At 71.9% G+C, this 23,765-nt stretch carries 18 protein-coding genes; 8 read left to right on the forward strand and 10 right to left on the reverse strand.

The features are described 5' to 3' along the window. The 5 genes from recD to AC1DU4_RS07570 form a co-directional block, all read right to left on the reverse strand. Positions 1-1,896 carry an exodeoxyribonuclease V subunit alpha gene (gene recD / locus AC1DU4_RS07550; protein ID WP_477838528.1) on the reverse strand — a complete coding sequence of 632 codons (1,896 nt, stop codon included), beginning with the start codon at positions 1,894-1,896 and terminating at the stop codon, positions 1-3. Then, complete coding sequence (locus tag AC1DU4_RS07555; protein WP_477838530.1) at positions 1,893-5,297, reverse strand: UvrD-helicase domain-containing protein; 3,405 nt, start codon at positions 5,295-5,297, stop codon at positions 1,893-1,895. Before AC1DU4_RS07555 ends, recD begins: the two co-directional genes overlap by 4 nt. Then, positions 5,255-8,578, reverse strand: a complete 3,324-nt coding sequence (gene recC, locus AC1DU4_RS07560; protein WP_477838532.1) for an exodeoxyribonuclease V subunit gamma — start codon at positions 8,576-8,578, stop codon at positions 5,255-5,257. The genes AC1DU4_RS07555 and recC overlap by 43 nt, the downstream gene beginning before the upstream one ends. Before the next feature lie 95 nt (positions 8,579-8,673). Continuing rightward, positions 8,674-9,183, reverse strand: coding sequence for an O-acetyl-ADP-ribose deacetylase (locus AC1DU4_RS07565; protein WP_477838534.1), 510 nt, complete (start codon positions 9,181-9,183; stop codon positions 8,674-8,676). Continuing rightward, positions 9,180-10,166, reverse strand: coding sequence for an ADP-ribosylglycohydrolase family protein (locus AC1DU4_RS07570; protein WP_477838536.1), 987 nt, complete (start codon positions 10,164-10,166; stop codon positions 9,180-9,182). Before AC1DU4_RS07570 ends, AC1DU4_RS07565 begins: the two co-directional genes overlap by 4 nt. Before the next feature lie 60 nt (positions 10,167-10,226). Here AC1DU4_RS07570 and AC1DU4_RS07575 point away from each other — a divergent pair, with 60 nt between their 5' ends. The 3 genes from AC1DU4_RS07575 to AC1DU4_RS07585 all read left to right on the forward strand — a co-directional run bounded on the left by AC1DU4_RS07575 (position 10,227) and on the right by AC1DU4_RS07585 (position 12,813). Further along, complete coding sequence (locus tag AC1DU4_RS07575) at positions 10,227-10,907, forward strand: NUDIX hydrolase (protein WP_477838538.1); 681 nt, start codon at positions 10,227-10,229, stop codon at positions 10,905-10,907. A 396-nt stretch (positions 10,908-11,303) separates the two neighbouring features. Continuing rightward, complete coding sequence (locus AC1DU4_RS07580; RefSeq protein WP_477838540.1) at positions 11,304-12,137, forward strand: hypothetical protein; 834 nt, start codon at positions 11,304-11,306, stop codon at positions 12,135-12,137. An 82-nt stretch (positions 12,138-12,219) separates the two neighbouring features. Continuing rightward, entirely contained in the window at positions 12,220-12,813 is a 594-nt protein-coding gene (locus AC1DU4_RS07585) for a hypothetical protein (protein WP_477838541.1), read from the forward strand. 218 nt (positions 12,814-13,031) lie between these two features. Here the strand turns inward: AC1DU4_RS07585 and AC1DU4_RS07590 are convergent, their stop codons facing one another. From AC1DU4_RS07590 to AC1DU4_RS07600, 3 genes are read right to left on the reverse strand one after another with little or no spacing between them, the layout of a single operon-like run. Continuing rightward, on the reverse strand, positions 13,032-13,655 hold the full coding sequence (locus tag AC1DU4_RS07590) for a LutC/YkgG family protein (RefSeq protein WP_477838543.1): 624 nt from the start codon (positions 13,653-13,655) through the stop codon (positions 13,032-13,034). Then, on the reverse strand, positions 13,652-15,166 hold the full coding sequence (locus AC1DU4_RS07595; RefSeq protein ID WP_477838545.1) for a lactate utilization protein B: 1,515 nt from the start codon (positions 15,164-15,166) through the stop codon (positions 13,652-13,654). Before AC1DU4_RS07595 ends, AC1DU4_RS07590 begins: the two co-directional genes overlap by 4 nt. Further along, complete coding sequence (locus AC1DU4_RS07600; RefSeq protein ID WP_477838547.1) at positions 15,163-15,909, reverse strand: (Fe-S)-binding protein; 747 nt, start codon at positions 15,907-15,909, stop codon at positions 15,163-15,165. Before AC1DU4_RS07600 ends, AC1DU4_RS07595 begins: the two co-directional genes overlap by 4 nt. A 194-nt stretch (positions 15,910-16,103) precedes the next feature. Between AC1DU4_RS07600 and AC1DU4_RS07605 the strand changes: the two genes are divergently transcribed. The 5 genes from AC1DU4_RS07605 (at position 16,104) to AC1DU4_RS07625 (ending at position 23,051) form a co-directional block, all read left to right on the forward strand. Continuing rightward, complete coding sequence (locus AC1DU4_RS07605; protein WP_477838549.1) at positions 16,104-17,105, forward strand: MBL fold metallo-hydrolase; 1,002 nt, start codon at positions 16,104-16,106, stop codon at positions 17,103-17,105. 140 nt (positions 17,106-17,245) lie between these two features. Further along, positions 17,246-18,964, forward strand: coding sequence for an aldehyde dehydrogenase family protein (locus AC1DU4_RS07610; protein ID WP_477838551.1), 1,719 nt, complete (start codon positions 17,246-17,248; stop codon positions 18,962-18,964). Positions 18,965-19,018: 54 nt separating this feature from the next. After that, positions 19,019-20,611: a GMC family oxidoreductase gene (locus AC1DU4_RS07615; protein WP_477838552.1), complete on the forward strand. Its 1,593-nt coding sequence runs from the start codon at positions 19,019-19,021 to the stop codon at positions 20,609-20,611. Positions 20,612-20,668: 57 nt separating this feature from the next. Further along, positions 20,669-22,192, forward strand: coding sequence for an acyl-CoA synthetase (locus tag AC1DU4_RS07620; RefSeq protein ID WP_477838554.1), 1,524 nt, complete (start codon positions 20,669-20,671; stop codon positions 22,190-22,192). Between the two features lie 85 nt (positions 22,193-22,277). Beyond that, entirely contained in the window at positions 22,278-23,051 is a 774-nt protein-coding gene (locus tag AC1DU4_RS07625) for a hypothetical protein (RefSeq protein ID WP_477838556.1), read from the forward strand. On the opposite strand, the gene paaI is transcribed toward AC1DU4_RS07625, so the two are convergent. Together paaI and AC1DU4_RS07635 are read right to left on the reverse strand one after the other, a co-directional pair. Beyond that, complete coding sequence (gene paaI / locus AC1DU4_RS07630; protein ID WP_477838558.1) at positions 23,035-23,439, reverse strand: hydroxyphenylacetyl-CoA thioesterase PaaI; 405 nt, start codon at positions 23,437-23,439, stop codon at positions 23,035-23,037. The two genes, AC1DU4_RS07625 and paaI, sit on opposite strands and share 17 nt — an antisense overlap. Then, positions 23,436-23,765 carry an EthD family reductase gene (locus AC1DU4_RS07635; RefSeq protein WP_477838560.1) on the reverse strand — a complete coding sequence of 110 codons (330 nt, stop codon included), beginning with the start codon at positions 23,763-23,765 and terminating at the stop codon, positions 23,436-23,438. Before AC1DU4_RS07635 ends, paaI begins: the two co-directional genes overlap by 4 nt.

The raw sequence follows: 23,765 nt of genomic DNA on the forward strand, positions 1-23,765 counted from the left end.
TCAGACCGGGATGACCTCCGCCAACTGCAGCCCGCTCGCCCGGAGGACCTGCTTGCGCACCCCGGCCCGCACCGACTCCTCCGTCCCGATGATCCGGACGTGGTTCTGCGCCCGGGTGATCGCGGTGTAGAGCAGCTCCCGGGTCAGCAGCGACGACGCCTCACCCGGCACCACCACGGACACCGTGTCGTACTGGCTGCCCTGGCTGCGGTGAATCGTCATGGCGTACACGGTCTGCACGGCCGCCAGCCGGCTCGGGTGCAGCAGGAACGGCTCCTCGCCGCGGGCGAACGCCGCCACCAGTTCCCCGTCCCCGCGCCGCACCACGACGCCGGTGTCGCCGTTGTAGATCTTGGTGTCGTGGTCGTTCGCGGTCACCAGCAGCGGCTGCCCCGGGTACCAGCGGCTCGGGTCCAGCGCGTGTCCCGACGCCTCGGACACCCACTCCATCGACCGCCGGGCCCACCAGCTCACGCCGAACTCGCCGCCGCGGTGCGCGCACAGCAGCCGGTGCGACTCCGCGTGCTCGAGCGCGTCCTTCGCGTCGCCGGCCAGCGCCGCCGCGGTCACCGCCGCCGAGGTGGCGACGACGTCACCGCGCACCGCGTCCCAGTCGTCCGGTCCGACGAACGAGACGGCGTCGCCCCCGGCCCGCAGGATGGCGATCACGTCGTCCTCGCGTCCGTCCCGCACCGCGTCCGCCAGGGCGCCGATCGTCTCGTTGAACCGTCGACCGCGGCTGAGCCGGACCACGCCGCCGCGCAACCGGTCCCGCTCCGCCGCGCTCAGTGCCGGCTCGTCGTCGTTGCCCGGCGCGTCCAGGTCCGCGCCCACCGCCCGCGCCAGTACCGGGTTCTCGGCGCCGGTCGCCGGGCGGGCCACCAGGTCCGCGAGCACCGCGCCGGCGTCGACGGAGGCCAGCTGGTCCGGGTCGCCGACCAGTACCAGCCGGGTGTCCGGGCGCACCGCCTCGAGCAGCCGGCACATCATGGTCAGCGAGACCATTGACGTCTCGTCCACCACGATCACGTCGTACGGCAGGTGGTTGCCCGCGTTGTACCGGTACTTGCCTCCGGGCCGCCAGCCGAGCATCCGGTGCAGCGTCATGGCCGCCAGATCCGTCTTCAGGTCCATGGACGCGGCCTGCGCGGCCACCGACTCCTGCAGCCGGGCCGCGGCCTTGCCGGTCGGCGCCGCCAGCCCCACCCGCAGCCGCTCCCCCGACTGGCCCGCCAGCAGCGCCAGCACCCGCGCGACGGTGTGCGTCTTGCCGGTGCCCGGCCCGCCGGCCAGCACCGAGGTGCGATGCGTCGCCGCGACGGCCGCCGCGAGACGCTGGCGGTCCGGGGCCCGGGTCGGCGCACCGTCCTTGTCCCGGAACAGCGCGTCCAGATCCTCGCGCAGCCGGACCTCGTCGACGTCGGGATGGGTCTGCGCCCGCTCGTCGAGCAGTCTCCGGACCGTCTGCTCCTGCCGGAAGTACCGGTCCAGGTACAGCAGCTCACCGTCCGGGGACTCGACCAGGCGCAGCGGCCGCAGCGGGCCGTTCGGACCTCCGCGCACCAGCGGGCTGGCGCGCAGCCCCGCGGCGACGGCGGTCTCGTCAGGCCACGGCAGCGTCGCGGTGTCGATCGGCTCGGCGGCCTCGTCCGCGTCGTCGCCGGTCCAGATCTCCTCGACCGGGAAGTCGCGAATCTTGTTCAGCTCCAGGCACACCGACCCGGAGCGCACCGCACGCACCGCCAGCGCCGTCGCCAGCAGCACCGATTCGTCGTGTTCCCCGGCGAGAGCGGCCAGCCGCAGCGCCACGTGCACGTCCGCGGCGGAGAGCATCTTCGCGTCGTTGAACGCCCGCAGCAGGCCCTTGCCGCGCTGCGCCACCCGTGCGTCGGTCACGCCGTCACCCCTCTGTCGGTCGGGGCCGTCCCGATGCCGGCCAGCAGGTCGGACAGCCCGGTGACCAGCGCCGGCGGCGGGGTCCAGTCGAAGACCCCGCAGCCGGGCGGGGTGTCGGGGCCGACCATGCCGCGCACGAACAGGTACTGGGTGCCGCCCAGGTGCACGGCGGGGTCGTAGCCGGGCAGCCGCCACCGCAGGTACCGGTGCAGCGCAACCGAATACAGCAGCGCCTGCAGCGGGTAGTGCGCGCGCATCATCTCCGCGGCCATCGCGTCGCGGGTGTAGTGCGCGGTGGTCAGGTGATCCCCCTGCGCCAGCCGGTTGGTCTTGTAGTCCACCACCACGTAGCGCTGCCGGCCCGACGCGTCCCCGAGCCGGAGTACCGCGTCGATGCTGCCGGTGAGGAACCCCCGCAGCTCCGGCCGGTCCAGCGTCAGCAGGTGGTCCGCGTACTCGTGCAGCGCGTCGCCGGCGGGCAGGTGGGTGCGCAGCAGCGTCGCGAGTCCGTCGAGGGTGATCCCCGGCTGGGCGTCCTCGCCGCCGGCCAGCGGCAGCTCGAACTCGAGTTCCGGCAACCGGTCCCGCGGCGACAGGTCCGCGAGGGTGAGCCCGGCCCCGTCACCGAGCGGGGTCCGCAGCACCGGCAGCAACGCGTCGGCCAGCTTGCCGGGATCCACCGCGGACAGCTCCGCCGCCACGGCCTCCCGGCAGCAACGCAACAGTTCGGCGGCCAGGTCGGACGCGCCGGTGTCGACGATCTCGAGGACCGCGTGCACGAGGGTGCCGAACACCGCGCCGCCGGGCAGGTCGTTCATCGTCGACGCGATCCCCGCCGTCTCGGCGTCGCCCGCGAGCACCAGCGGCGGCGTGTCCGGCTCGTCGACGGTCTCGGTCTCCTCCGGTTCGCTTCCGGCACCGGGCGCATCGTGCGCGGCGGCGGTCAGCGCGCTGTACGAGGTGCGGCGCCAGCGGTCGTCTAGGACCCGCTCGAACCGGGCCGCGTCCAGGTTCCCGGGCTCGCCGCGCGGCGGGGTCCACGACGCGTCGGGGATCGGGTCGGCGCCGACGGCCTCGACCGCGACCGCACCGGCACCCGTCGACAGCACCGGCGCCCCGGCCGCCCACCGGCCGAGCTCGTCGGCGATCACCGGGTCGGCCGGGATGCTGACCCGCTGCGGCACCTCGAGCTCACCGGGCTTGCGGCCCATCAGCATTCGGTGCAGCGGCGCCCCGCCGGTGGAGTAGGCCGGCGCCCACCACAGCACCAGCTGGCACTTGGCCCGGGTCATCGCGACGTACAGCAGCCGCAGCGACTCGCCGGACTCCTCCTCGTCGTGGACCCGTTTGCGGTCGCGGTAGCCGTCGCTGTCCTCGCCGCCGACGTCGAGGATCCGGCGGCCGTCCCGGTCGTGCAGCAGCAGGGTGTCCGGGTTCGGCCGCTTCGCCGCGTCCCAGCCGAACGGCACGTAGACGACGGGGTACTCGAGGCCCTTGCTGGCGTGCACGGTGCAGATCTGCACGGCAGCGGCATCGCTGTCGAGTCGACGGCTGCGGTCGACGCCACCCGACTTGGGGTCGCGCATCCGGTCGGTGAGCCAGCGGGTCAGCGCGGTCAGCCCGAGGTTCTCCTCGACCGCGGCGGCGTTGAGCAACTGCCCGACGTGCCGCAGGTCCGTCAGTTCGCGTTCGCCGCCCTGCCTGGACAGCAGCCTCTTCTCGAGTTCCCACCACCCGGAGAGCCGCTCGAACAGCGCCGCGAAGCCGGAGTGCGTGAACACCTGCGCGAGCTCCCGCAGCTTCCCGCCGACCTCGGCGACCACGTCGTCACCGCGAGTGTCGGAAAAGGCGTCGAACTCGGCCACCGTGCGCCCGACCAGCGGGGTGAGCGCGGCCAGACGCACCCGGTCCGCACGGTGCGGCTGTTCGAGCGCGTGCAGCAGCCACAGCCAGTGCTGCGCCGCGGGGGTGACGAACACGCTCAGCCCGCCGGCCAGCACCGACGGCACCCCGGCCCGGTCCAGGGCGTCGTGGACCAGGGTGATCTGGGCGTGGGTGCCCGCGAGCACCGCGATGTCCCCCGGCGCGACCGGCCGGGGACCGCCCTCCACCGCGAGGGGCGCACCTCGGCCCAGCAGCGCGACGATGTCGGCGGCCAGGTCCGCGGCGACCCGGGAGCGCAGCGGACCGACGGAGGGGAAACCGCTCTTGCCGACGGGTCCGGCTCCGCCCCGGGGCAGGTACCGCAGCCGCAGCGGCGTCTCCCCCGCCAGCCGGGACTCCGGCTTCGCCGACTCGACGGCGTGCACCACGATCTTGTCGTGCCCGAGTGCCGCGCCGTGCTGCAGGTAGCCCAGCGCGTCGAGCAGCCCGGAGTCGCTGCGCCAGTTGACCGTCAGCTCCTGCTTGCTGTTCGCGACATCGACGGCCTCGAGGTAGGCGAGCACCTCGGCGCCGCGGAACGCGTAGATGGCCTGCTTGGGGTCCCCGACGAGCACCAGCGTCGAGTGCCCGTGGAAGGCGCTGCCCAGGATCCCCCACTGCTGCGGGTCGGTGTCCTGGAACTCGTCGACCAGCACCACCCGGTACCGCCCGCGGACCCGGTCGCAGGCGGCGGCGCCGTGCTCGGGGTCGGTGAGGACGCGATGAAGCAGCTTCGGCAGGTCGTCGAAGTCGCGCAGCCCCGCCGCACGTTTGCGGACGTCCATCTCCGTACGGACCGCGGCGGCGAACTCGACGGCGTCGCCGGCCGGGGTGCCCTCCGCCCCGTCCGGCGCGAGGACGGACTGCGGGTCGAAGATGGCGGCACGGGCGGCCTTGCGGGCGGTGCCGGGGTCCAGGCTGGGGGTCTCGGCGGCGCCGAACATGCGCAGGTACAGGTCGCCGATGGATTCGGCGATGAGGTCGTCGGCCTCCTCGACGAGCACCGCGTCGGGGTCACGCTCGCCGGCGATGCCGAGCCCGTCGAGCACCCGCTGACAGAAGCTGTGGGTGGTGGCGATGGTGGCGTCGTCGAAGTCCGAGAGCGCCTGCAGCAGTCGTCGTCGACGCGACGCGACCTCGTCCGGCGTGCCGGTGGCCAGGTGCGCGGCGAGCTCGTCCGTCCCGGCTCGCGCGACCGCGGGGTCGGCCAGAGCCGTTGCAGCAGTGGCGAACCGGTCGCGGGCGCGTTCGCGGAGTTCCTTGGTCGCGGCCCGGCTGAAGGTGACCAACAGCAGCTCGGAGAGGTCGGCGTGACCCTCGGCCACGAAGCGGGCCGCCAGGCCGACGATGGCGTAGGTCTTGCCGGTGCCGGCGCTGGCCTCGAGCACGGTGGTGCCGGTAGGCAGCGGGCCGAGCAGTTCGAACTTGGTGGGGCTCACGGCGTCTCCAGCGTCTCGGCGGACAGCAGCGGCTCCCACAGTTGCCGTGCCGCCATCCCGAAGACGGTCGGCTCCGGGCTGCCCGACGGCGCCGGGCGTGCGGTGAGGACGCTCAACGGTGCGGAGTCCCCGTAGACGTAGCCGATGTGCCTGTCCTTGCCGTCACCGAAGTCGCCGCCCCACTCCTTGCCCGCGAAGGTCATCGCCTGTTCGACGGACCGGCCCTGGAACCTCAGCTCCGCGTAGGCCGCGGACGACGCGGTGGCGATCGGCGCCAGCACGTCGAGCCCGCGGTCCCACAGCGCGACCAGGCGCACCAGGTGTCCGAGGGCATCGTCGGGCGCGACCAGGGTGGACTGCTGCACCGGCGTCCGGCCCCTGCCGCGGCCGGTGGTGACGGCCCGCCACCGCTCACCGTCGGCGGACGGTCCGGACGCGGCGAGCGCGAGCAGGTTCACCCACGCCGGCAGCCGGTGCTTCGGGGCGAGCCTGGAGAAGGTGCTGCGCGCCACGACGGCGCCGTACACGCCGCCGACGGTGCCGGTCAGCCGGCGCCCGTCGCCGAGGTCGAGGTCCACGTCGACCGTGGTGGCCCGGCCGTCCCGTCGGCTCGCGGAGAACAGCGAGTGCACCTGCCCCTCGATGTCGGCGAGGACCCGCCCGCCCAGCCGGGCGGGCGGCAGGGTGCCGCGACGCCATTCCGCGTCCCGGAACTCCTCGACCGACACCCCCGCCAGCCGCGCCGCGAGCATCCGTTCCCCCACATTCCATTTCGCCAGCGGGTCGAGTTCGAGGTCGAGGGCGTCGGCGAGGTCCTCGTCCAGGTCGGGCACCCGCAGACCGAGTCGCTGCCGCAGGAAGGCCTGGGTGGGGTGCACCAGGAAGGCGATCAGGTCGGCGAGGTCGACGGTTACCGGCGGTTTCGGCCGCGGGTCGAGCGGCCGTGGCAGGAAAGCGGTTTCGGCCGCGGCGGGGTGTTGCGCGGCGCGGGCCCCGGCGAGCGCGGCGGTGTCGAAGCTGAACGGCGCCCCGGGTGCGAAGTTGCGGGGGTCGAACGGTTGCAGCGGGTGCCCGTGCCGCACGGCCGACTCGGTCGCGTCGACGCCGGCCATCTGCTGCATGACGTCGGTGAGCTCGCTGAGCGGGATCGCCGGGGCGCGGTGGGACCCGGTGACGGGGTCCTTGCCGGTGTAGAAGAGCAGCAGCCGCTCGGTCGCGGACATGATCGCGTCGAGCAGCAACTGGCGGTCCTCGCTGCGCGGGTCGCGTTCCCCCAGCCGGGGACTGCGGGCCAGCACGTCGTCGCCGTCGACGCCGGCGCCGCGGGGGAACACCTCGTCGTCCAGCCCGAGCAGCACCACCACCCGGTGCGGCACCGACCGCATCGGGACCATGGTGCACACGGTCAGCTCGCCGGTGCGGAAGTTCGTCCGGCCGGGCCGGCCGGCGAGCCGGGTCGCGAACAGGGCCCGGACGTCGGCCAGCCGCAGCGTCGGGTCGCCGCCCTCGGCGCTGTGCTCCATGGCGCCGGCCAGTTCGCGTCGCGCCTGCCCGAGTTGCCATGCGTCGGTGGGGCTCACGTCGACGAGCAGGTCCAGTGCCCGGGCCAGGTTGGCCGACCACTGCGCGGCGGTCTGCGGACCGGCGAGGTCGCGCAGCGCCACGTCCAGCCGGTCGATGTACTCGGCGAGCCCACCTGCCAGGGTGATGTCGTTGCTCTCCACGTCGTCGAGCGGCAGCGCCAGTGAAAGCCACTGCGCGTCGGACTCGTCCGCGGCGGCGCCGAGCAGGATCCGGTCCAGCGCGGTGCCGAAGGTGTTCTGCTTGAAGTCGCCGAGCCCGAACGCGCCGCGCTGACGGGGCCCGATCCCCCACCTGGCGCCGGCGGCACCGGCCCATTCCCGCAGCCGTTCCAGGTCGGTGTCGCCGAATCGGAAGCGTCGCCGGACGGGTTCGGTGGCGGCGAGGTCCAGCACGGCGCTGGCGGCCACCCTGGCGTCGGCGAGGTCGAGCAGCGTGGAGACGACGGAGAGCACCGGGTTGGTCTGGTGCAGGGCACGGTCGGCGAGGCGGACCCGAAGCCGGTGCCCGGGATGCCCGAAGGTGTTCTGGCCGTAAGGGTCCTGACCGAACGCGGCCCGCACCAGCGGGGCGTAGGCCTCGACGTCGGGACACATCACCAGGACGTCGCGCGGCTCGAGCGTCGGGTCGTCGGAGAACAGGTGCAGCAGGCACTCGCGCAGCACCTCGACCTGCCGGGCCGGGCCGTGGCAGCCGTGCACCCGCACCGAGGCGTCGTCGGCCGCGAGGGGGAACGCCACCGGCGGACGGTCGGTGGCAAGGTCCCCCTGGATCCGGCCGAGCAGGGTGTCGGCGGGCGGGGCCGGCGCGGGGTGGTGGACGTCGACGAGGTCGAGTCCGGCGAGCCGGGCCTGCATCTCCCGGACGTCGCGGGCCAGGCTGGCGAGCAGCGGGTGACCGGCGGCGAGCGCGCGGTCGTCGTCGGCCCGGAGCGTCGGCGGCGTGGCGCCGTCCAATCCCGTCCACATGGCCGGACTGGGGTGCGGAATCCACAGGTGCACATCACGGTTCACACCGAGCGCGGACAGCACCGCGATCTGGTCGGTGCTCAGTCGGGTGGGCCCGAACAGCGACAGCCGGCCGGGGAGGTCCAGCAGGTCCGGCTCGGCGCGCAGCCGGGCGCACGCGCCGTCGAGGCGTTCGGCGGGGCTCGGCGAACCGATCCGCTCACGCAACCGACGCCACAGCTGCGGCTGCCAGAGTTGGTCGTCGTCGAGGGGCTCGGCCTTCTCGTCGGCGGCGTCGACGTCGTGGCCTTCCGCCCAGGCGACGAGCATGCCGGGGCGTTGTGCGCCGTAGCTGCGGAAGAGCCCGGCCAGGTGCGCGGCGGTCGCGTACCGGCGCCCGGCGCGGTGCTCGTCGCCGTCGGCGCCGTGACCGAGGTGGCGGGCCAGCACCGCGCACCACGGCTCGTCGAGGCTGTCGTCGATGACCGCGAGCAGCGTCCACAGCACCCGCGCGGGGTGCCACGGGTCCGCGTCGGCGTCGACCCCGGTGGCAGCGGCCAGCGCCGCGTCGACCAGCCGGGAGGGCGACGGGAACTCGATGTTGGCCGCCACCCCGTCGCCGTCGCGCGCACCGAGCGTCATCGAAAGTCGTTGGGTGAGCCAGCGTTCGACACCCTTGGCCGGCACCGCGACCACCTCGCGTGCGAACGGGTCCGCGAGCGGATCCGCCAGCAACTCGGCCAGCGCCGCAGCGAGGGTGTCGGAGCGCTCGGCGCGGTGCAGTGTCAGCAACCCGCGCACCCCCTGCCCCTGTAGTCGACTCTCGATCGGCTTAGAAGTATCACATCACGCCGACACACCGGTCCCATATACGCCGTCGCGGAGGCCTACTCCACCGCCCGCCGCATCAGCGCCGCGATGTCCTTGTCGTACGCCACGAGCGTCACGACCTCGACGTCGGTCTTCGCCGCGGTGATCGCCGCGACGGCCTGCCGGACCGCGTCCGCCCTCGGCCAGCCGTACGCGCCGCCCGAGATCAGCGGGAACGCGACCGTCCGGGCGCCCACCGCGTCCGCGACGGCCAGGCTGCGGGTGTAGGCGGCGCGCAACTGTGCCGACCGGTCCTCGGCCTGGGAGTACCGCGGGCCCACGGTGTGGATCACCGTCCCCGAGGGGAGCCGCCCGGCGGTGGTGGCGACGGCGGCGCCCACCGTGAGTCCGTCCGGCAGCGTGGTGGCGCGCAGCAGCCGGCAGGCGGCGAGGATCTCGTGGCCGCCGGCCTTGTGGATGGCGCCGTCGACCCCGCCGCCGCCGAGCAGAGACGGTTTGGCGGCGTTGACGACGGCGTCCACGCGCAGCCGGGTGATGTCGCCTTCGACGACGTCGATGATGGTCACGACTGCGCCAGGAGGTCGGTGACACCGTCGCTGTCGTCGCGTCCGCCGCCGACGGTCTCGAACGCCAGTCGCTCCAGGTCCGGCGCGGTGTATCCGGGCCAGCCGTGCAGGATTCGGCGCCAGCCGGCAGGCACCGCGGACGCACCCCAGCGCGCCCCGAGGAGGCCGCCCGCGATGGCGGCGGTGGTGTCGGTGTCCCCGCCGGCCCGGACCGCCGCCACGAGGGCACGCCGCAGGTGCCGGTCGTCGGAGCTGTCGGTGGAGGTGATCGCCCACCATGCCGTCTGCAGCGCGTGCACCACCCACCCGTTGTTCGCGAAGTCCTCGGGCGTGCCCTGCTCCGCCTGGTCGAGCAGCGGACCCCAGTACGCCGCGACGTCCGCGGGAGCGATGTCGAGGTAGTCGCGGACCCCGTCGAAGGTGCCGTGCAGGACGGCATGCCGGATCGCGTGGCTCCACAGCTGGCAGGCCTGGGTGGCCTGCGGGTCGTCGTGGGTCAGCGAGGCGATCTGCGCCGCGGCATCGACGCAGCCCGCCTCGTCCCCGAGGTAGGCCAGCGCGACCGGCGCGGTGCGCATGAGCGACCCGTTTCCGCCCTTGCGCCCGGTCAGTGCCCGGGCCCGGGCCTGCATGGCGGCGGCGTCCGCCGGACGCCGCGAGAGCACCGCCCGGGTCTGGTTTCCGATGTCGGCCGGATCGGAGTCGAACCACCGAACAAACTGCGCCGCAACGGCGTCCAGTCCCTCGCCGCGGCCGATGTCCGCGCCGGTGGCGGCGACCTCGGCGATGGCGAGCGCCATCGAGGTGTCGTCGGTCCACTCCCCCGGGGCCCAGTCGAACGGGCCGCCGCCGATCATCTCGATCGCGGCGCCGGCATCCGGGTGGGTGAACTCGTACCCGGCACCGAGCGCGTCACCGGCGGCGGTGGCGAGCAGCACCCCCGCCGCACGATCGCCCTGCTGCGTCGACAACTTCACGTTCATGAGGTCCCCTTTGATCAACTGTGCGCTAACAATAGATCATTATTGAGATAAGATGCAACGGTGACCGAATCGACAGTACCGAGCGGCAAGTCCCTGGAGGATTACCCACGCCCGTCGGTGGCGGTGGATGTCGCCGTGCTGACCTACTCCTCCGGTGCACTGCAGGTGCTCGTCGTCGAGCACCGCCTCGGCTCGCTGGCACTGCCCGGCACGTTCCTGCACGAGCGCGAACTGCTCACCGACGCCGCCGAACGCGCGCTGCGAGACAAGGCCGCACTGCCGGGCACACAGTTCCACCAGTTGGCCATGTTCGACGATCCCGCCCGGGACGACCGCGGCTGGGTGCTGTCGATGGCGCACGCCACCGCCATCCCGGTCGGCGACCTCCCCGCCGACGCCATCCTCGTCCCGATTCACCACGGGAGGGCCGCCCAGGACCTCGCGTTCGACCACGCCGACATGGTGCGACTGGCCGTCGAGGACCTGCGGGAGCGGTACGCGACACAGGTCGATCCGGCCGGACTTCTGGGCGAGACCTTCACGGTGCTCGAACTACGCCAACTCTACGAGGCCGTGTTCGACCGGGACCTGCAGAAGGACTCGTTCCGGCGGCACGTCAGCAAGGCGCTCGAGAACACCGGGGAGTGGTCGAACCCCGGCAACGGTCGACCCGCCGAGATCTTCCGCCGCCGCGGCGACGCCCTGCTGCCCGCGCAGGCCGCCGTGCTGTTCGCCGGCTGAGCCCACCCCCTGCCCGCCCCCCCCAGGGACACCGCCGAAGGGCCGGCGATTTAATTCAGATCCAAAAGAACGACTCCGAAATATTTCCACGGCTATTGGAGATAAGTTAATTCCGTCCCGGAAAGATCTCTCGGCAATTTAAAGGCATATCCCTGGGTCGCTTCAAACTAGCCTTTAATTTCGAAAAGAATTCCCACCAAAGGCGCCACGACCTGCGGTGACGACGACGATCCGACCACTCCGGGCAATTCTCGAGAAACGGTTGACGCGGGGCTACCCATTGATCTAACGTCATGCCAGCGAACACGGAGTGCACGCCGAACAACGCAAGTCTGACCAATTACGAATTTCCATCAGGCCATATCTCTGTCAATTTCACAGTGAATGGGAGTGATCATGAACGACCCTCTGACCCAGTCCGGCGCCGAACTCTACGACGCGATCGTCGACGAGATGCCGGACGAGGAATTCACCGACGACTACCCGGCCGAGGCACTGCTCGTCGTGGCCCACGGCATCAAGCGAATCCTGTGCTCGGGCCTCACCGAGGTGGTCCTCAACGAGCGCGACCACATCATGCCGTCCGACCCGAACTGGTTCTCCGGCAACAGCTTCGCGATGACCGTCGCCATCGGGCAGTACCGACGCCTGATCGACGAGTCCATCGCCGTCGCCGCGCTGATGAAGCTCGGCTGCGGCGACTCGGCCTGGCACGTCCTCGGGGGCATGAGCGGGCAACTGGTCAACCTGGCTCTCTCCGAACTCAACCCGGACTGGGCCATCGCCAGGGCGAAGATCGCGATCGGGTCGTCGACGGAGGCGGCCGCGTTCGGGCACCGCAGGGACTGCCGGATCAACCTGCCGGACCTGCAACTCGAACTCGCCCTCCTGGGCCTCGAGAGCCCGGGGCCACCCGAGAACGAACCGAAGAGCGAGGCCCTGTCCCAGGCGCTCGTGGCGATCCACCTCGGGAGAGACGCAGCCGTGCAGGCACTTCCGCCGCAGGACCTCGACCCGCGTTTCGCAGGGCACGCGGAACCCGACGAGACCTCACAGCTGCTGTGGCACACGACGGCCGACGTCCTGCTCCTGGCGACCGAACTGCTCGAGAAGGTGATGCGCGAACTCTGCGCGGACGACATCTACTGGCAGGGCATCACGGCGGGGCTGCAGACCGCCATCGCCGACATCAGCCCCGGACAGGTGCAGACCCAGACCGACGCGGCCTGACCGCCAGCCCGCAGCACCCGAACGCACCAGCACCACAACCCAGCCCAGCCCAGCACCTCAGCCCACCACCGAAAGGCACACCATGACCATCGCGCGCAGCAACAGCCGGTCCACCCACAGCCTGCTCGGCAAGGGCCGCAGCACCGTCCGGCCCGCCGGCGCCCGGTGTGGCCGGCCGGTCGGCCCGTGCTCGGCCGCCGTCGAGACCGCCCGCCAGAGTCTCGGCGACCGGGTCCTGATCCACCCCGACGCCTGCCACGGCCTGCGAGACCTGGACTGCGCCCCGCAGGCGACCGCCTGGGGCAAGGCAATCGAGCGCGCCCTCAGCGCACTCGGTGCCTACTCGGCTTCCGTGGAGGATGGATTCGCGGGCGGCTTCTTCCAGTGGTGCAGGACCTCGGGCCACCCGCAGTCCTGGCCCGCCACCCCGAAGAAGCTGGCGATGCGCGAGTCCCAGACCGTGATGAACAGCCCGAAGCTCTACCGCTCCCGGATCCTGCCGGTCGCCACCGAGGTGGATGCATCGGGTGCGGTCCTGATGCAGGCCCACCTCAAGATCGCCGAGGGCGGCGGCGACCTCGCCCCTCGCATCTACTTCACCGTCGACCCGCGCACCGCGGCCGTGCACATCGGCTTCGTCGGCCCGCACAAGCACATGCGCAACACCCGATCGTGACGCCCCGTGTCTGCGGAACAGCCGGACGGGACCGACCGTCCGGCCCCGGGCTCCTGCCGGACACGACGACCTCGCCGCGGCTCGAGAACGTACGACTCGCTCAATCCGTACGGATTCGGCGTGTCGTACGTTTTCCGCGTTTCGTACGTTCTCGGCGTGTCGTACGTTTTGGAATACGCCCGACTCTCATGCGCGGGCGGCGCACGCACCATGCCGCCTCACCCGACGATCACCACGTGCAGGTTCCGCGGGCCGTGCACCCCCTCGACCCGTTCGAGTTCGATGTCCGAGGTCGCCGACGGCCCGCTGATCATGGTGGTCGGGCGCTCGGGCACCAGCCGCGCCAACGCCTCCGGCACCCCGACCTCGACGCTGGCCAACGCGACCACGCACACGTGCACGTCCGGCACCAGGGTCAGCGCCCGCCGGCCCTGATCGGGGCTGCCGTCGAGGAAGATGGTCCCGGTCTCCGCGCACGTCACCGTCGAGGACGTCACCACGGCGTCGAGCGTCGACAGCTCCGGCGCCGGCACGTCCGCCGAGTCCACCACCACCTCGCCGCCGAACGAGGCCAGCCACGACTCGTCCAGTCCCGCAGGCACTCCCACCCGCGTCGCGCCGAGATCGGTGAGCACCCCGGCCAGCACGGACGCCAACTCCCCCGCCTCGCACGTGTGGACCTGCGCCTTGTAGTCGACGAGCCGGTCCACCAGCAGGGCCCGGCGCTGCTCGTCGGGCATGGTCCGGCCGGTCCGGTACCCGCGCGGGATCTCCAGCGCCGCCGGCGGCGCCAACGTCAACGCGTCCCGCACCCGCGCCAGCATCACCTCACGTGAACTCACGACCGCCCCTCCCGTCGCGCGGCCTCGATCGCCGCGCGCCCCTCCTCGGAGTCCCACCACTGCCGGAAGGTCTGCTTCGGCGGCGCCGGGATGTCGCGGGCGGCGGTCCACCCGCTGAGCGGCGGCGGCAGGGTGGAGATCCTGCCCTTCTTCCCCGCCAGCAGCCGCCCCAGGCCGGCGGCCTTCTGCGCCGCGGTGAACCGCCGCGCCTTCGTCATCGCGTAGGACGCGGCCTTCATCGCGGCGGCCTCGACGCCGAAACCCGACTGCTCCACCTTCTGGTGCCGCAGCTCCACCAGCAACGACGGGATGTCGATCTTGACCGGGCAGGCGTCGAAGCACGCCCCGCACAGGCTCGACGCGAACGGCAGCGTCGAGTTCGGGTCGTCGGCGCCGTCCATCCCGGCGAGCTGCGGGGTGAGCACCGCGCCGATCGGCCCCGGATAGGTGGAGCCGTAGGCGTGCCCGCCGGTGCGCTCGTAGACCGGGCACACGTTCAGGCACGCCGAGCAGCGGATGCAGTGCAGCGCGGCGCGGCCCACCCGATCCGCGAGCGCGGCGGTGCGGCCGTTGTCGAGGAGCACCAGGTGGAAGGCCTGCGGGCCGTCGCCGGTGCTCACGCCGGTCCACAGCGACGTGTACGGGTTCATCCGCTCCCCCGTCGACGAGCGCGGCAGCAGCTGGAGGAACACCTCGAGATCCCGGTACTCCGGAACCACCTTCTCGATGCCCATCACCGTGATCAGGGTCCGCGGCAGCGTCAGGCACATCCGGCCGTTGCCCTCCGACTCGACCACGCCGAGGGTGCCGGTCTCGGCGATCCCGAAGTTGGCCCCGGAGATCGCCACCGGCACCGTCATGAACTTGTGCCGCAGGAACTTCCGGGCGGCGGCCGCGAGGTGCGCCGGGTCGTCGTCGAGGTCCGGGTCCACGTCGGCCATCTCGCGCAGGAAGATCTCGCGGATCTCGGCGCGGTTCCGGTGGATCGCCGGCACCAGGATGTGCGAGGGCTTGTCGTGGCCGAGCTGCACGATCAGCTCCGCCAGGTCCGTCTCGTACGCGCGGATGCCGCGGGCCTCGAGGTGCTCGTTGAGCGCGATCTCCTGCGTCGCCATCGACTTGACCTTGATCACCTCGTCGGAGCCGGTCGCACGCACCAGCCGGGTGACGATGTCGTTGGCCTCGTCCGCGTCGGCCGCCCAGTGCACGACGCCGCCGCGCGCGATCACCGCCGCCTCGAGTTGCTCGAGCAGCTCCGGCAGCCGGTTCATCACGTCGGTCTTGATCGCGGATCCCGCGTCCCGCAACGCCTCCCAGTCCGGCAGCTCCCCGGTGACCGCGAGGCGCTTGGCGCGGATCGTGTGGGTGGCCTTGCCGAGGTTGCGGCGCAGCTGCGCGTTGGCCAGCTCGTGGTGCGCGGCGTCCGGGAACGACTCGGTGCCGCGCAGGAACCCGGCGCCCCTCGGCGCGCGGGGCGGGAACGGCGGCAGCCCGAGCGCGACACCCCTCACGCCGTCACCGGCCCGACCGACGCCAGGATCTCCGCGAGGTGCACCGTCCGGGTCCCCATCTGCAGCCGGGACATGCCACCACCGATGTGCATCAGGCACGACGAGTCGCTGGCGCAACAGAACTCGGCGCCGGTGGCCGCGACGTTGCGGATCTTGTCCCCCAGCATCGCCGTCGACGTCTCCGCGTTCTTGATCGCGAACGTGCCGCCGAACCCGCAGCACACGTCGGCCTCCGGCAGCTCGACGAGGTCGATCTCGCGGACCGCCCGGAGCAGCCGCAGCGGCTTGTCCCCGACCCGCAGCATCCGCAGCGAGTGGCAGGTGGGGTGGTAGGTGACGCGGTGCGGGTAGTGGGCGCCGACGTCGGTGACCCCGAGCACGTCGACGAGGAGTTCGGAGAGCTCGTAGGTCTTGGCCTTGACGGTCTCGACCCGCTCGCACAGGCCGACGCTGCCGTAGCGCTCGGCGACGATCTGGTGCTGGTGGCGCACCGACCCCACGCAGGAACCGGACGGGGCGACAACCGCGTCGACGGAACTGTCGCCGAAGTTCTCGGCGTAGTTCTCCACCAGCGGGAGCGCGTCGGGCTGGTACCCGGTGTTGACGTGCATCTGCCCGCAACAGGTCTGCCCCGGCGGGAACACCACCTCGTGTCCGAGGCGGGTGAGCAGCAGGGCTGTGGCCTTGGCCGCGTCCGGGAACATCGTGTCCCCGATGCAGGTGGCGAACAGCGCGATTCGCATGCGGTACTCCGGAGTCGTCGGGTGCCTTTCGCCCACAGTAGGACCGGAGCCCGCCGTCGTGCAGGCCGACGCGGCTCACGGGCCCCGGGCCGGCAAGTTTCCCGCGACGCGGGACCCCGCCTCCCACCGCGACGCCCGAGAGGTCATGATGACGGAAAGGGTTAGCGATATTAACTAGTCACGAGGTACCTCAGATGAGCGAAGCTACGGCCATCGGCGATGGCATCTTCCAGATTCCCGTTCCCATGTCCCACAATCCCCTGGGCAACACCCTCGTCTACGCGATGGAATCCCCCGGCGGACTGGTCCTGGTCGACACCGGCTGGGGCGACGACGAGGGCTGGCAGGGCCTGACCTCCGGCCTCGAGTCGATCGGGCACTCGGTCTCCGAGGTGGAGGGCGTGGTGCTCACCCACTTCCACCCCGACCACACCGGCCTCTGCGGGCGGGTCCGGGAGGCGTCCGGCGCGTGGATCGCCATGCACGAGTCCGACCACGACATGTTCGAGAAGATGTCGGAGGGGCGCAACCAGGACTGGATGGACTACCAGCTGGCGAACCTGGCCCGGGCCGGCGCGGAACCCGAGGACCTCGCCGCGTTCGAAGAGGCATCGGGCGGCGACGCGCCGGTCGGCCCCGAGGCCGCACCCGACCGCAAGCTCGAGGACGGTGAGGTCATCGCACTGACCGGCCGCGGGCTCCGCGCGGTGTTCACCCCCGGTCACACGCCGGGCCACGTGTGCTTCTACCTCGAGGACGCCGACGTGATGTTCACCGGCGACCACGTGCTGCAGAAGACCACCCCGCACGTCGGCAACTTCGTCTACCCGCTCGAGGAGCGGGACGGCCTCGCCGAGTTCCTGGACTCGCTGCGCCGCGTGCAGTCGATGGACGTCACCCGCGGCCTGGGCGCGCACGGCCTGCCGATCGACGACGTCGCGGGCCGGGCGGTGGAGCTGATCGAGCACCACGAGGAGCGGCTCGACCACCTGTACGAGGCGTTCGCCGACGACCAGATCACCGTGTGGGAGGTGGCCCAGCGGATGAAGTGGTACCGGCCGTGGACGGACTTCCACCCGATGGCCAAGGGCATGGCGCTGTCCGAGGCGGCCGCGCACCTGCGGCACCTGGTGACCCGCGAGCAGGTCGCGCAGGTGCCGGGCACCGAGCCCGCGCTGTTCGTCGCGCGGCGGTAGCCACTGCGCCGATCCATGGCGCATCCCTGCCAAAGCGACGAAGATCGAGGCTGTAGGTCCTTCGAGGGCGTGGTCGTCCCACGCCCTCGACCGGACGGACGCCCCGCGGGGGCTTCCGTCCCCGGAGACAGGAGTCCGCAGTGAGTGATCCCGCAACCCCGACCGCCTACCCGGAGGTCGACCAGGCCCTCACCGACCTGGTGGAGGGCGAGAAGACCTGGGCCGGCCTGCCCCTGAGCGAGCGCCGCAGACTGCTCGACCGGGTGCGGGAGCTCACGGTGGCGAACGCCGCCGACTGGGTGGCCGCCGCGGTCGCGATCAAGCGGCTCGACCCGGACTCCCCGCTGGTCGGCGAGGAGTGGATGTCCGGCCCGTACCCGATGGCCACCTCGCTCACCGCGCTGTCGTCGAGCCTCGCCGCCCTCGAGTCCGGCGCCAGCCCGCTCGCCGACGCCGACTTCGGCACCGCCCCCGGCGGCCGCACCACCGTGCGGGTGCTGCCCCTGAACATCTTCGACCGGTTGCTGCTGAGCGGGTTCAGCGCCGAGGTGTGGCTGCAGCCGGGCATCGACAAGGCGACGGCCCAGCGCGACGCCGGACTCGCCGAGCTGGACCCGACCCGGACCAACGGCGTCGGCGTGGTGCTGGGCGCCGGGAACATCACCTCCATCGCCCCGCTCGACACGCTGTACGAGCTGATCGCCCACAACCGGGTGGTCGCGCTCAAGCTGAACCCGATCACCGACCCACTGCTGCCCGTGCTGGAGCGGGTGCTCGAACCGCTGGTCTCGATCGGCGTGGTCCGCCTGCTCACCGGCGGCGCGGACGTCGGGACGTACCTGACGCGGCACCGCCTCGTCGACCACGTGCACATGACCGGCAGCGCGCTCACCCACGACGCGATCGTGTTCGGCACCGGGGAGGACGGCGCGCGCCGCAAGGCCGCCGGCGAGCCGGTGCTCGACAAGGCCATCTCCAGCGAACTCGGCGGGGTGTCGCCGACCATCGTGCTGCCCGGCAAGTGGAGCCGGTCCGACATCGAGTTCCAGGCCGACCACGTCGCAACGCAACGCCTGCACAACGGCGGCTACAACTGCGTCGCGGCGCAGGTGGTGGTGCTCTCGTCGGCATGGCCCCAGCGTGACGAGTTCGTCGAGGCGCTCCGCAAGGCCGTCGACCGCGCCCCGGCCCGCGCGCCCTACTACCCGGGCAGCGACAACCGGGTGGCCGCGGCGACCGAGACCTTCCCGCGCGCCGAGAAACTCGGCGATCGAGGCGGCCGGGTCCTCGTGAGCGGTCTGCCGCCGGACGAGTGCACCCCGCTGCTGCAGACCGAGTACTTCGCCCCGGTCCTCGGGGTGATCGACCTGCCGCACGACGGCACCGAGTTCGCCACCCGCGCAGCGGAAATGGTCAACGACCAGTTCGTCGGCACGCTCGGCGTCAACATCATCGCCGAGCCCGGCACCATCGACGCGATGGGTAACGGATTCGACTCGCTGCTCGAGTCCCTGCGGTACGGCACCATCGCCGTGAACGCCTGGACCGGCGTCGGGTACCTGACCCCCACCGCGACCTGGGGCGCCTTCCCCGGCCACACGCTCGACGACGTGCAGAGCGGCATCGGCGTGGTGCACAACGCCCTGCTGATCGACAGCCCGGAGCGCACGGTGGTGCGCGGACCGTTCCGGCCGTCGCCGCGGTCGTTGCTGCACCGCGAGGCGTCGATCTCGCCGAAGCCACCGTGGTTCGTCGACAATCGCACCGCCGCCCGCACCGGGCGACTGCTGACCGGCTTCGCGGGCGCGCCGTCGTGGACCAAGCTGCCGGCGATCTTCGCGTCGGCGCTGCGCGGATAAGTGCTGGGCGGATAGACGGTTCTCCCCAGTACTTCTCGAAGTGGAGGCCAACAAATGAACAGCGAGAAGTCGGTCGCCGACTACGTCGTGGTCGGGGCGGGGTCGTCCGGCGCCGCGCTGGCCGGCCGGCTCAGCGCCGACCCGCACAAGGACGTCGTCCTGCTCGAGGCCGGGCCGCCGGACAAGAACAGATTCGTCCACATCCCCGCGGCCTTCTCGAAGCTGTTCCGCAGCGAACTCGACTGGGACTACCTGACCGAGCCGCAACCCGGGCTCGGCGGCCGCCGGGTCTACTGGCCCCGGGGGAAGATGCTCGGCGGGTCGTCGTCGATGAACGCGATGATGTGGATACGCGGTTTCGCCGCCGACTACGACGAGTGGGCCGACCTGGCCGACCGGTCCTGGGCCTTCCACAACGTCGTGGAGTACTTCCGCCGGATCGAGAACGTCGAGGGCGCGGCGTCCGACGACGCCGGCACCTCCGGACCGCTCTCGGTGAGCCGTCAGCGCAGCCCACGCCCCCTCACCGCGGCGTTCCTCGAGGCCGCGCGCGAGTGCGGGTACCCGGTGGAACGGGCGAACACCGCTCGGCCCGAGGGCTTCTCGCAGACCATGGTGACGCAGAAGCGGGGCGCCCGGTGGAGCACCGCGGACGCCTACCTGGTGCCCGCACGCCGACGCCCCACCCTGACGGTGCTCACCGAGGCCAAGGCCACCCGGGTGATCTTCGAGGGCACGGCCGCCGTCGGGGTGGAGTACCAGAAGGACGGCGCGCGCCGCACCGTGCGGGCCCGCAGGGAGGTGGTCCTCGCGGGCGGCGCGATCAACTCGCCGCAACTGCTGATGCTCTCCGGCATCGGCGACGAGCAGCACCTGCGCCGGCACGGGATCGCGGTGCGACACCACCTGCCGGAGGTGGGACGCAACCTCGCCGACCACCTGGTCTCGATGCTCGGCTACCGCGTCGAGGCCGACTCGCTGTTCGCCGCCGAGAGGCTCCCCGAACTGGCGAACTACCTGACCCGGCGGCGCGGGATGCTCACCTCGAACGTCGGCGAGGCGTACGGGTTCGCGTGCAGCCGTGAGGAACTCACGCTGCCGGACCTGGAGATGGTCTTCGCCCCCGCGCCGTACTTCGACGAGGGCCTGGTGCCGGCCACCGAGCACGCCGCGGTGATCGGCACGATCCTGCTCAGGCCGCAGAGCCGCGGGGAGATCACGCTGCGGTCGGCGTTCTCGGAGGACAAGCCGGTCATCGACCCCCGCTACCTCAGCGACGCCGGCGGCGCGGATCGTCGCGCGATGCTCGAGGGTCTGCGGCTGTGCACCGCCCTCGCCGCTGCCCCCGCGCTGAGGTCCCGGCTCGGCGCGATGCTCCGGCCCGACCTGCCGGCGCACACCCCCCTCGACGAGGTGCTCGCGGTCGCGCTCGAGCGGAACTCGCACACCCTGTACCACCCGGCGGGCACCTGCCGCATGGGCAAGGACGACGGCAGCGTCGTCGACCCCCAGTTGCGGGTGCGCGGGGTGGAGCGACTGCGGGTGGCGGACGCGTCGATCATGCCGACCCTCATCCGCGGCCACACCCACGCACCGTCCGTCGTGATCGGGGAGAAGGCGGCCGACATGATCCGGGCGGCGGCCTGACCACGAGTCCCTTCGGAGCCCTTCCGAAATAGTTGGACGTCCTATAATCTGGCGCGCATGAGCATGGACCCGCGCACCAACACCGTCGACGGCGTGCTGCGCCGCTCGGCCGCCAAGTTCCCCGACCGCACGGCGCTGACCTTCGACGGTCGCAGCTGGACCTACCGCGAGCTCGACGCCGCGGTGACCCGCGCGGCCGGCCACCTGCTCTCGCTCGGACTCGAGCACGGCGACCGGGTGGCCGCGTACGGCACCAACTCCGACGGGTACGTGATCGGGTTCCTCGCCTGCGCGCGGGCGGGACTGGTGCAGGTGCCGGTCAACTACGCGCTGAGGGGCGAGGAGCTGCGGTACCTGGTCGCGCAGTCCGGCGCCCGGGCGGTGCTGGTCGACCCCGCGCTCTCCGGCACCCTGGACTCGGTGCGCCCTGATCTCGCCGTCGAGCACGTGCTCGCGCTGCGTGACGCGGACGGCTCGCTGGTCGCGGTCGGCGGCGACGGCGAGGTGCCGGAGCTGCCGCAGCAGGCCGCGTCGACCGACCTGGCCCAGCTGCTGTACACGTCGGGAACCACCTCGAAGCCCAAGGGCGCCATGATGACCCACGGCGCGCTCGTCCACGAGTACGTGTCGTCGGTGATCGCGCTGGGCCTGTCCGCCGACGACAACCCGCTGATCTGCATGCCGCTGTACCACTCGGCGGGCATGCACGTGTTCATGATGCCGTACCTGTCGGTCGGCGCGACCGTGAATCTGATGGCGGCACCGGACATCCCGGAGATCCTGCGCCGCATCGAGGCCGACCGGATCGGGTCGCTGTTCCTCGCGCCGACGGTGTGGGTGCCGCTGGCGAACCACCCGGACCTCGACACCCGCGGCCTCTCGTCGCTGAAGAAGGCGCAGTACGGCGCGTCCATCATGCCGGTGACGGTGCTGAACCGGCTGCGCGAGAAGTACCCGGATCTCGGGTTCTACAACTGCTTCGGGCAGTCGGAGATCGGGCCGCTCGCCACGGTGCTCGGCCCCGAGGACCACCGGGACCGGCCGTCGTCCTGCGGGCGTGCGGTGTTCTTCGTGGAGACCCGGGTGGTGGACGCCGAGGGCAACGACGTCCCCGACGGCGTCGCCGGCGAGGTCCTCTACCGGTCGCCGCAGCTGTGCCAGGGCTACTGGGAGAACCCGGAGGCGACGACGGAGGCGTTCCGCGACGGCTGGTTCCACTCCGGCGACCTGGTCACCCGTGACGCCGAGGGCTTCATCACGGTGGTGGACCGCATCAAGGACGTCATCAACACGGGCGGGATCCTCGTCGCCTCGCGCGAGGTCGAGGACGCCATCTACACGCACCCCGCGGTCGCGGAGGTCGCGGTCATCGGCACCCCGGACGAGAAGTGGATCGAGGCGATCACCGCGGTCGTGGTGCTGCGCGAGGGCGGCGAGGTGACGTCCGAGTCGCTGATCGCGCACGTCAAGGAGCGGATCGCGCCGTTCAAGGTGCCCAAGCGGGTGGTGTTCGTCGAGGAGCTGCCGAGGAACCAGAGCGGCAAGCTGCTCAAGCGGGAGCTGCGGACCGTCCGGTCCTGACCGTCCGCGACGGGCCTGCGCGGAAACGGCGCAGCCGGCGGGGACCGTGTGGGAGGGTGGCCGGACGAAACCGGAAGGGGCAGCCGTGAGCCGCACGATCGTCCGCAAGGTCGGCATCGCCACCGCAGTGTTGGCGATGGCCACCGGGCTCACCGGTTGCCTGGCCCCCGGCACGCCCCCCGGCTGGTCGAGCTACACCATCGAGCGGGGCGCGCACAGCGCGACGGTGGGCAGCCCCGCCGGGGTTGCCGGCCCGCTGGCGGGTTGGGTCAGCCCCGGTGGAGCGTCGCGGACGTACGACTTCGTGCTGACCCCCACGGCGGAGTACGTGCTCACCGCGCCCACCCAACCCGAGGACCAGTTCGACTGGAACAAGCTGCCCGGCTTCTCGGACTGCGGCGACATCGACCTGGCACGCAACGGCGCCATGTTCGGGTGGCGGTGGCGCACCGACACCTCGCCCCGTGTGCTCGAACTGGTGCCGTACGCCAATGCCGACGGCGTGCACCAGTACCCGGACAGCGCGCTCATCACCCTCTCCCATGACGACCTCGCGGCGAATGCGCCGCTGCGGTACTCGATCCAGATCGACGGGTCCGTCTACCGTTTCGCCATCGACGGCACCATCCGCGGCCGGGACATCCACGAGACGGCCACGCTGCCCCGGTCCTGTCCCGCCAACCCCACCAGCACGGGCAAGTGGTACGCCGGCTTCTACTTCGGCGGCACGTCTACCTCCCCGTCGCAGATGTACGCCTACGTGCGCGAACCCGCCGGCGGCTCGGCGCCCGGCCAGACCGGCGGCGACGGTTCCCTCGGCTCGAGCGGACCGGCGAACCGACTCACCGAGAGCGCGTGACGGAGCGGCTGTCGCCGCGGAACTCGGCGACAGACCGGCCACGAACACGCACCGTGACGTCGTAGATACCGTTGCGGCCATATCTTTCTCGCTCGACCGCCTCGGCGACGAGCTCGTCTCCCAGGCGTGTGGGGGCCAGGAACCGAATGTCCGCCCGCGCTGCGACCGCAGGTTCACCGTATCCGTTGCACGCAAGCGCAAATGCCGTGTCCGCCAGGGCGAAAACGAATCCGCCGTGCGTGATTCCGTGCCCGTTCACCATCGTCTCGCCGACCGTCATCGATGCGACCGCACGGCCCGGGGCCAGCTCCCTAAGCTCGATCCCGAGCGCCTGCGACGCCACGTCGGCATCGAACATCTCTCGCGCCGACCGGCATTCGACGGTCATACGCCTCCCACCGGCCCCTGGACCGATTCGACTTCCTGGGTGAACATCGTCACCCCTCCGGTGGCGAAGTTGCGGACGTCCCTGCCGGCTTCCCGCATCTCCTTCGACACCAGTCCGGCGTGCATCGTCTCGGCATCGGGGAAGGACAGCGACGCAATCGAATAGTAGGCGGGGCTGCCGTCGTCGAGCGCGCTGCACTTCCCCCAGGTGTAGCCCGACAGTCCGGGAATCCTTCGCGCCAACGGGATGTGCGTGGCGCGATAGTGAGCATCGAAGGCGTCGGGATCCTCGGGATGGCCGTAACAGACCACCACCTTGAAGCCCAT

Source organism: Rhodococcus sp. P4_F5 (assembly GCF_056401315.1).

Bases quoted from the DNA above. Each gene is read 5' to 3' on its own strand.
- AC1DU4_RS07570 (WP_477838536.1), bottom strand. From the start codon at position 10,166: ATGAACGTGAAGTTGTCGACGCAGCAGGGCGATCGTGCGGCGGGGGTG.
- AC1DU4_RS07580 (WP_477838540.1), top strand. From the start codon at position 11,304: ATGAACGACCCTCTGACCCAGTCCGGCGCCGAACTCTACGACGCGATC.
- AC1DU4_RS07585 (WP_477838541.1), top strand. From the start codon at position 12,220: ATGACCATCGCGCGCAGCAACAGCCGGTCCACCCACAGCCTGCTCGGC.
- AC1DU4_RS07600 (WP_477838547.1), bottom strand. From the start codon at position 15,909: ATGCGAATCGCGCTGTTCGCCACCTGCATCGGGGACACGATGTTCCCG.
- AC1DU4_RS07605 (WP_477838549.1), top strand. From the start codon at position 16,104: ATGAGCGAAGCTACGGCCATCGGCGATGGCATCTTCCAGATTCCCGTT.
- AC1DU4_RS07615 (WP_477838552.1), top strand. From the start codon at position 19,019: ATGAACAGCGAGAAGTCGGTCGCCGACTACGTCGTGGTCGGGGCGGGG.
- AC1DU4_RS07620 (WP_477838554.1), top strand. From the start codon at position 20,669: ATGAGCATGGACCCGCGCACCAACACCGTCGACGGCGTGCTGCGCCGC.
- paaI (WP_477838558.1), bottom strand. From the start codon at position 23,439: ATGACCGTCGAATGCCGGTCGGCGCGAGAGATGTTCGATGCCGACGTG.
- AC1DU4_RS07635 (WP_477838560.1), bottom strand. From the start codon at position 23,765: ATGGGCTTCAAGGTGGTGGTCTGTTACGGCCATCCCGAGGATCCCGAC.